A 7498-nucleotide genomic window follows, 5' to 3' on the forward strand; every position below is an offset into this window, starting at 1 on the left:
AGCAGGTCACTATGTCGCTGACACTGATCGAACTCGAAGACGAATTCACCCATCTCACCCTCGCCCCGGAACTCGGCGGCAGCATCGTCAACTGGACCGCGCGCAGCTCTGGCCAACCCTTGTTGCGCCGCGCCGATGCGCATGCCCTGAACACCGGCCTGCCCGGCAAGCTTGGCTGCTTTCCCTTGATCCCCTGGTCCAATCGCATTGCCGAAGGTGGTTTCGATTGCCCCGACGGCTGGCTGGCACTGACGCCCAACAGCCTCACCGATCCCCTGCCGATTCACGGCAGCGCCTGGCAGCAGCCGTGGCAGGTGATTTCCCGATCTGAAAATGAAGTAATCCTGCAACTGGACAGCACAACACCCTTCGCCTGGCGCTCCCGGCAACGCTTCCATTTGTACGCGGGCAAGCTGAGCATCGAAATGCACGTCACGCACCAGGCTGAAAACGCGGCGTGGCATGGTTTGGGGCTGCACCCGTACCTGCCGCGGACAGCGAACACCCGACTACAGGCACCGGCCAGGCACGTGTGGTTGTGCGACGGGGCAAAACTGCCGACAGAACTCAGCGCATTGCCGCTCGAGTGGGATTTTCAGCAACTCAAGTCATTGCCCGAAGCGCTGGTGGACAACGGTTTCTGTGAATGGGACGGCCACTGCCTGATCCATCAACCCGACCTCGGCTATGAACTCGACTGCCAGGCCACAGGCAGCGATTACTATTTGCTCTACTGCCCGGTGGGTCAGGGGTTTTTCTGTATCGAACCGGTGAGCCACCCGGTCAACGCGCACCACCTGCCCGGTCGGCCAGGCTTGCGTTTGCTGGAACAGGGCCAATCCACCGAACTGTGCTTTACCCTGCAGTATCGGCCGCTTCAGGCTGGCGCCGCCAACAGTTGACTCAACACCGCGCGCAACTTGCCGGGCTTCACCGGTTTGTTCAGCAAGGGTGCGTTGAGCCGCTGCAACGCACGCCGACAATGGTCGGTGCGGTCGGCGGTAATGATCACCGCGGGAATGTCCTGGTGGAAATGCTCGCGCAAATGTCGCACCACATCACAGCCGACCACCCCGTGATCGAGATGATAGTCCGCGAGAATCAGTTCCGGCGCCTGCCCTCGTAGCGCCGCCAGCGCAGCCGCTTCATCGGTGGCGGTCAGCACGTCGCAGCCCCACTGCCCAAGCAACGCGCTCATGCTTTCGAGAATGCTCACTTCGTTGTCGAGCACCAGTAAACGGCGGCCCGGCAGCGGGTTGCCGGTGCCCGGTTGTGGCACCGCCTGGCTCACGGGCAATGGAACCTCGTCGGATATCGGCACCTCGATGCTGAACATCGAACCCCGCCCCGGCAACGAGTACACGCCGATTTTATAGCCAAGGATCTTGGCGATGCGCTCGACAATCGCCAGCCCCAGGCCCACGCCCTTGCGGTCGGCGGCGCGGCCGACGTCCAGCTGGTTGAACTCGAGGAAGATCGAATCGAGCCGGTCCGCGGCGATGCCACGCCCGGTGTCCCAGACCTCCAGGCGCAACATCTCGCCCCGACGCCTTGCCCCCAGCAGTATGCTGCCTTCGTCGGTGTAGCGGCAGGCGTTGCTGAGGAAATTGCGCAGGATCCGCGTCATCAGCCGCAAGTCGGTGCTGATGGCGTAATCGGCCATGCGCACCCGAAGGTTCAAGCCGGCCGCCTGCGCGACGGACTGAAACTCCGAGACCAGCGGCCCGAGCAGTTCGTCGAGGCGGTACGGGGCGATGTCCGGCTTGACCGCGGCCTGATCGAGCCGGGAAATGTCGAGCAAATCCGTCAGCAGGTCTTCGGCCCCTTCCAGGGCCTGGTGAGTACGTTCCACCAGCAGTTGTTCGGCTTCCGGCAATTGGCGTTCGCGCAGGGTCGAAATCAGCAACCGCGCGGCGTTCAGCGGTTGCAGCAGGTCGTGGCTGGCGGCGGCGAGGTATTTGTCCTTACTGTGATTGGCGGCCTCGGCGGCATCGCGGGCGTCGCGCAAGGCCCGGGCGATCTGTTTACGCTGGGTGATCTGCTGCTGAAGGTTACGGTTGGCTTCGAGCAATTCATTGGTGCGCGCGACGACGCGCAACTCCAGTTCGTCATTGAGTTGCTGCAGGCGTTGCTGGGCCAGTTTGCGCTCGGTGATATCGGAAACGAACCCTTCCACCAGCCCTTCCTGGCCGGGCTTGAGCAACAGGTTCATCAATACATCCAGATGACTGCCGTCCTTGCGCCGCAAGCGGGTTTCATAGCCGTGCAGGCTGCGCTGGTACCTGAGGATTTCGCCGATGTTTTCCAGCTCCTGCGCGCCGTCGACAAACAGGGTGCTGGCCAGGTCCGTCAGGGAGAACAGCACCTCCTGCGGGTCCTGGTAGCCGAGCATGCGTGCCAGCGCCGGGTTGGCGGCGCGCATGCCATCGTGCAGGCTGACCTGGAAGATCCCGTGCACCGCGTTTTCGAACAGCCACTTGTAGCGGTTACGCTCGGCTTCCAGATCATCCAGGCGCGCGGCCAGTTCCGGGTAATGACTCTTGCGCGCCGAATGGCTGCCCAGCCCCAGCAGCCCGGCCAGGGCTCGTTGTTGCTCGTCAGAGGGCTTCGCCATAGACGACCTCGACATCACGCTGGCTGGATTCGCGCGGGTTGGTCAGGATGCATGGATCGTGCATCGCATGCTGCGACAGGAACGGAATGTCCGAGGTCCGCACGCCATGCAAACCGAGGGTTTCGTGAAAGCCGATGGCGTGCTTGAGGGCGATCAGGTGTTCGACCAGGCGCCCACAGATCTGCCGGTGATTCAGGCCTCGGCAGTCGATGCCGAAGGTCTCGGCGATCACCTTGAAGCGCTCCGGCGCCGAGTTGTAATTGAAGGCCACCACGTGCTCGACGAGCACCGCGTTGCACAGGCCGTGGGGCAGGTCGAGAAAGCCGCCGAGGCTGTGGGACATGGCATGCACCGCGCCCAGGATGGCGTTGGAAAACGCCAGCCCGGCCTGCATGCTGCCCAGCATGATTTTTTCGCGCAGGGCGATGTCGGTCGGGTTGGCGATCATTTGCACCAGGTTGCCATTGATCAGGCGCATCGCCTCCAGCGCATGGGGATCGGTCAGCGGCCCGTGGCCGGTGGACACGAAGGCTTCGATGGCATGCACCAAGGCGTCGATGCCGGTACAGGCCGACAGGAACGGGTCCATGCTCAGGGTGGTTTCCGGGTCGATCAGCGAAACGTCCGGCACCACGGCCTTGCTGACGATGGAGAACTTCATGCGCTCCTGCTGATTGGAAATGATCACGAATTGCGAGACGTCGGCCGAGGTGCCGGCAGTGGTCGGAATCAGGATCAGCGGCGGGCTGGGCACGCGGATGGTGTCCACGCCCTCGAAATCGAGAATGCTGCGGCCATGGGCGACGACGATGCCGATGCCTTTGCCGCAGTCCATCGGGCTGCCGCCACCGACGGCGACGATCACGTCGCAGTGGTTTTCCCGGTACAGCTCGGCGCCGAGCATCACCTCTTCGACCCGCGGGTTGGGCGAGACATCACTGTAGAGGCAGTATTCGATACCCAGGGCCTGCAGGCTGGCTTCGACATCGGCGACCCAGCCGGCGGCGATCACGCCGGGGTCACTGACCACCAGGACCTTGCGTGCGCCAAAGGTCTTGGCGTAATTGCCGACACTGTGCCGGCTACCGGCACCGAAGATGATTTCAGGTGAAACGAACTTGCGCAGCTGGTTGAGACTCTGGCTCATTGGAAAGCCTGTTTTTATTGTTTTGGAAGGTAGAAACCACACTAAACCATCCAGCTGTGAATGCAATCAGACCAATGGGTAGCACATTCAAGTTCACCGCAGCCCACTGTAAGAGCGAGCCTGCTCGCGATGGCGGAGTGTCAACCAACAAACATGTTGAATGTTCAACCGCTATCGCGAGCAGGCTCGCTCCTACAAGGGATTTGTGTCGCCAGACTATCCGCGATAGATCAGCTGCGAAGCCTTCGCGTTACGCAGCGTCAGATGCTCCATCCCCAACCCCGGTGCCTCGGCTTCCTCGCGGGCCTTGAGGATCACCCTGTGGTGGGGCGACTTGCTGCACACCGGGTCGGCATTGCCAGCATCGCCGGTCAACATGAAGGCCTGGCAGCGGCATCCTCCCAGGTCCTTGTGCTTTTCGTCGCAGGAGCGACACGGCTCCTTCATCCAGTCATCGCCGCGAAAACGATTGAAGCCGAACGAGTCGTTCCAGATGTGCGAGAGGCTGTGCTCGCGCACGTTGGGAAACGCTACCGGCAACTGCCGGGCGCTGTGGCAAGGCAAGGCTGTACCGTCGGGAGTGATGTCGAGAAACAGGTTGGCCCAGCCGTTCATGCAGGTCTTGGGGCGCTCTTCGTAGTAGTCCGGGGTGACGAAAATCAGCTTGCACGGGTGGCCCTGGGTTTCAAGCCGTTGGCGGTACTCGTTGGTGATGCGCTCGGCACGCTGCAATTGCTCGCGGGTGGGCAACAGGCCGACGCGGTTGAGTTCAGCCCAGCCATAGAACTGACAGGTGGCCAATTCGACGAAATCCGCTTCCAGCTCCAGGCACAGTTCGATGATCTGCGCGATCCGGTCGATGTTGTGCCGATGGGTGACGAAGTTCAGCACCATCGGATAGCCCTGGGCTTTCACCGCACGGGCCATGGCGAGTTTCTGCGCAAAGGCCTTGCGCGAGCCGGCGAGCATGTTGTTCACCGCCTCGTCGGCGGCCTGGAAGCTGATCTGGATATGGTCCAGCCCGGCGACCTTGAAGTCGCGCACCTTCTGCTCGGTCAGACCGATGCCGGAGGTGATCAGGTTGGTGTAGTAGCCCATGTCCCGGGCGGCCTTGATCAGTTCGGCGAGGTCCTGGCGCACCAATGGCTCGCCGCCGGAAAAGCCCAGTTGCGCGGCGCCCATGTCCCGCGCTTCGCGAAATACGCGAATCCACTCGGCAGTGCTCAGCTCCTCGCCATGCCGGGCAAAATCCAGCGGGTTGGAGCAATACGGGCATTGCAGCGGACAGCGGTAGGTCAGCTCGGCGAGCAGCCACAACGGTGGCCCGGGCAGCGTCTCACTCGATCCAGAATTGCGCATGGGCCACCTCCAGAAACGCCAGCACGTCTTCGTCGATACCGGGTACCCCGGGAAAATTCGCGCTCAATCGATCAATGATCGCCGCCACGCTGCACTGGCCATCCACCAGGTCGAGAATCTGACCGGCACTTGCGTTGAGCTTGATCATGCCTTCGGGGTACAGCAGCACATGGCAGTCCTGACGGGGCTCCCATTGCAGACGAAAACCGCGACGCAAGGCCGGTGACTGCTGGCGATCGATCAGGCTCACAGGGCAATCCCCCGGTGCCAGACGTTGTCGCCGGTGACCGTGTGATACGGCGGACGCGCAAGCTCGTAGGCCATGCTCATGGCATCGAGCATGCTCCACAGCACGTCGAGCTTGAATTGCAAGATCTCCAGCATGCGTTGTTGCCCCTGGGCCGTCACGTAATGCCCCAGGGTGATGCGCAAGCCATGCTCGACATCGCGCCGCGCCTGGCTCAGGCGCGTGCGGAAATAGACGTAGCCGGCGACGTCGATCCACGGGTAATGGGTCGGCCAGGCGTCGAGTCGCGATTGATGGATCTGCGGCGCAAAGAGTTCGGTCAGCGAACTGCTGGCCGCTTCCTGCCAGCAGGCGCGACGGGCGAAATTGACGTAGGCGTCCACGGCAAAACGAACCCCGGGCAGCACCAGTTCCTGGGAGAGGATCTGCTCGCGATCCAGCCCCACCGCTTCGCCCAGGCGCAGCCAGGCTTCGATGCCGCCCTCGCTGCCGGGGACGCCGTCGTGGTCGAGAATCCGTTGCAGCCATTCCCGGCGCACGTCGCGGTCCGGGCAATTGGCGAGAATCGCGGCGTCCTTCAGGGGGATATTGACCTGATAGTAGAAGCGATTCGCGACCCAGCCCTGGATCTGCTCGCGGCTGGCGCGGCCGGCGTACATGGCTTGGTGGAAGGGATGGTGGATGTGGTAGTAGGCGCCCTTTGCGCGCAGGGCGGCTTCGAATTCGCTGGGGGACATGGGGGTGTCAGTCATTTTATTCTCCGGGAGTTTTTGCGGTGCCCGCGCTGGCCCTATCGCGAGCAGGCTCGCTCCTACATTGAATCGGCGGTGTCCCCTGTGGGAGCGACGGTGCGGCGATCCGACCTGCTCGCGATGGGGCCTTTGGCTACAGCTCAAGACTCATGCCGTCATAAGCCACTTCAATCCCCAGCCGCTCCAGCAGCGCCCGCTCGGCCGAGTCTTCATCGAGGATCGGATTGGTGTTGTTGATGTGGATCAGCACCTTGCGCTGGCGGTTGAAACCCTCCAGCACTTCAAGCATGCCGCCCGGGCCGCTTTGTGGGAGGTGCCCCATTTCGCTGCCCAGGCTCTGGCCGACTTCGCAGATACGCATCTCGTCGTCGCGCCACAGGGTGCCGTCCAGCAGCAGGCAATCGGCACGCTGCATCCAGCCCAGCACTTCATCGTCGATTCGGCCAAGGCCCGGGGCATAGAACAGCGAGGCGCCGTTGCGCAGGTCTTCGATGAACAGGCCTATGGTGTCGCCCGGCTGCGGGTTGCCGCGATTGGGCGAATACGGCGGTGCGTTGCTCACCAGGGGAATCGCGCGAAACTGCAAATGCTCGCAGGCCGGGATGTTGAACGACTGACGCTCAAGGCCGACCGGTTGCCAGTGCAATCCGCCGTTCCAGTGTCCGAGCATGTTGAACAGCGGGAAACCACTGCTCAGGTCCTGATGCACGCGCTCGGTGCACCACACCGCATGCGGACAGCCTTCGCGCAGGCTGAGCAAACCGGTGCAATGGTCGATCTGGCTGTCCAGCAGCACGATGCCGGCGATGGCGCTGTCACGCAGGCGCCGCGCCGGTTGCATGGGCGCAAAACTCTCGAGTTGCGCGCGAATGTCCGGTGAAGCATTGCACAGCACCCACTCCACGCCGTCGTCGCTCAGGGCAATCGACGACTGCGTACGGCGCTGGGCCCGCAGGCTGCCATTGCGCACACCGGCGCACTGGCGGCAGTTGCAGTTCCATTGCGGGAAACCACCGCCAGCGGCGGAACCGAGAACGCGGATGTGCATGGCAGATGCTCCAGAAGGCAGGCCCGGCCAACGCAGCGGCTGGCCGGGTGATCAATCAACGGTTGGCGAAATACATCGTCACTTCGAAGCCAATGCGCAGATCGGTAAACGCGGGTTTAGTCCACATGGGTCATTCCTCTTCTTGTGCCGGGTGATTCCGGTAGAGCCATTAATGCACGGGGCGATGAGCGCCTGAATGCTACTTTCGAAGGAGCTTTGGGGGTGATTTGGTAGGGGGTGTTGCGCGGTGTCAGATACAGCCATTCGCTGGCAAGTCGGGTCGCCGCATCGCAGCTCCTACAGGTATTGCGCAAACCTGTAGGAGCTGCGA

General features: G+C 62.6%; 8 protein-coding genes. 1 reads left to right on the forward strand and 7 read right to left on the reverse strand.

The features are described from left to right. Nucleotides 1-11: 11 nt before the first annotated feature. Nucleotides 12-902: an aldose 1-epimerase gene (locus AC1D19_RS02940; RefSeq protein ID WP_477762324.1), complete on the forward strand. Its 891-nt coding sequence runs from the start codon at nt 12-14 to the stop codon at nt 900-902. Here AC1D19_RS02940 and AC1D19_RS02945 read toward each other — a convergent pair. From AC1D19_RS02945 to pqqA, 7 genes are all read right to left on the reverse strand, one after another. After that, nucleotides 878-2614, reverse strand: coding sequence for a PAS domain-containing hybrid sensor histidine kinase/response regulator (locus AC1D19_RS02945; protein ID WP_477762325.1), 1737 nt, complete (start codon nt 2612-2614; stop codon nt 878-880). The genes AC1D19_RS02940 and AC1D19_RS02945 overlap by 25 nt on opposite strands. Continuing rightward, entirely contained in the window at nt 2598-3761 is a 1164-nt protein-coding gene (ercA, locus tag AC1D19_RS02950; RefSeq protein ID WP_116261192.1) for an alcohol dehydrogenase-like regulatory protein ErcA, read from the reverse strand. The genes AC1D19_RS02945 and ercA overlap by 17 nt, the downstream gene beginning before the upstream one ends. Nucleotides 3762-3977: 216 nt before the next feature. Further along, the gene (gene pqqE, locus AC1D19_RS02955) at nt 3978-5120 is read right to left on the reverse strand and encodes a pyrroloquinoline quinone biosynthesis protein PqqE (RefSeq protein WP_477762326.1); all 1143 of its coding nucleotides are present in this window, start codon (nt 5118-5120) and stop codon (nt 3978-3980) included. Then, nucleotides 5098-5370, reverse strand: a complete 273-nt coding sequence (gene pqqD, locus AC1D19_RS02960) for a pyrroloquinoline quinone biosynthesis peptide chaperone PqqD (RefSeq protein ID WP_477762327.1) — start codon at nt 5368-5370, stop codon at nt 5098-5100. Before pqqD ends, pqqE begins: the two co-directional genes overlap by 23 nt. After that, entirely contained in the window at nt 5367-6119 is a 753-nt protein-coding gene (gene pqqC, locus AC1D19_RS02965) for a pyrroloquinoline-quinone synthase PqqC (protein WP_477762328.1), read from the reverse strand. The genes pqqD and pqqC overlap by 4 nt, the downstream gene beginning before the upstream one ends. 133 nt (nt 6120-6252) lie before the next feature. After that, nucleotides 6253-7167: a pyrroloquinoline quinone biosynthesis protein PqqB gene (gene pqqB, locus AC1D19_RS02970; protein WP_477762329.1), complete on the reverse strand. Its 915-nt coding sequence runs from the start codon at nt 7165-7167 to the stop codon at nt 6253-6255. Between the two features lie 55 nt (nt 7168-7222). Further along, entirely contained in the window at nt 7223-7294 is a 72-nt protein-coding gene (gene pqqA, locus AC1D19_RS02975; protein ID WP_003253598.1) for a pyrroloquinoline quinone precursor peptide PqqA, read from the reverse strand. Between the last annotated feature and the right edge of the window lie 204 nt (nt 7295-7498).

This window comes from Pseudomonas sp. P1_C12, assembly GCF_056406435.1.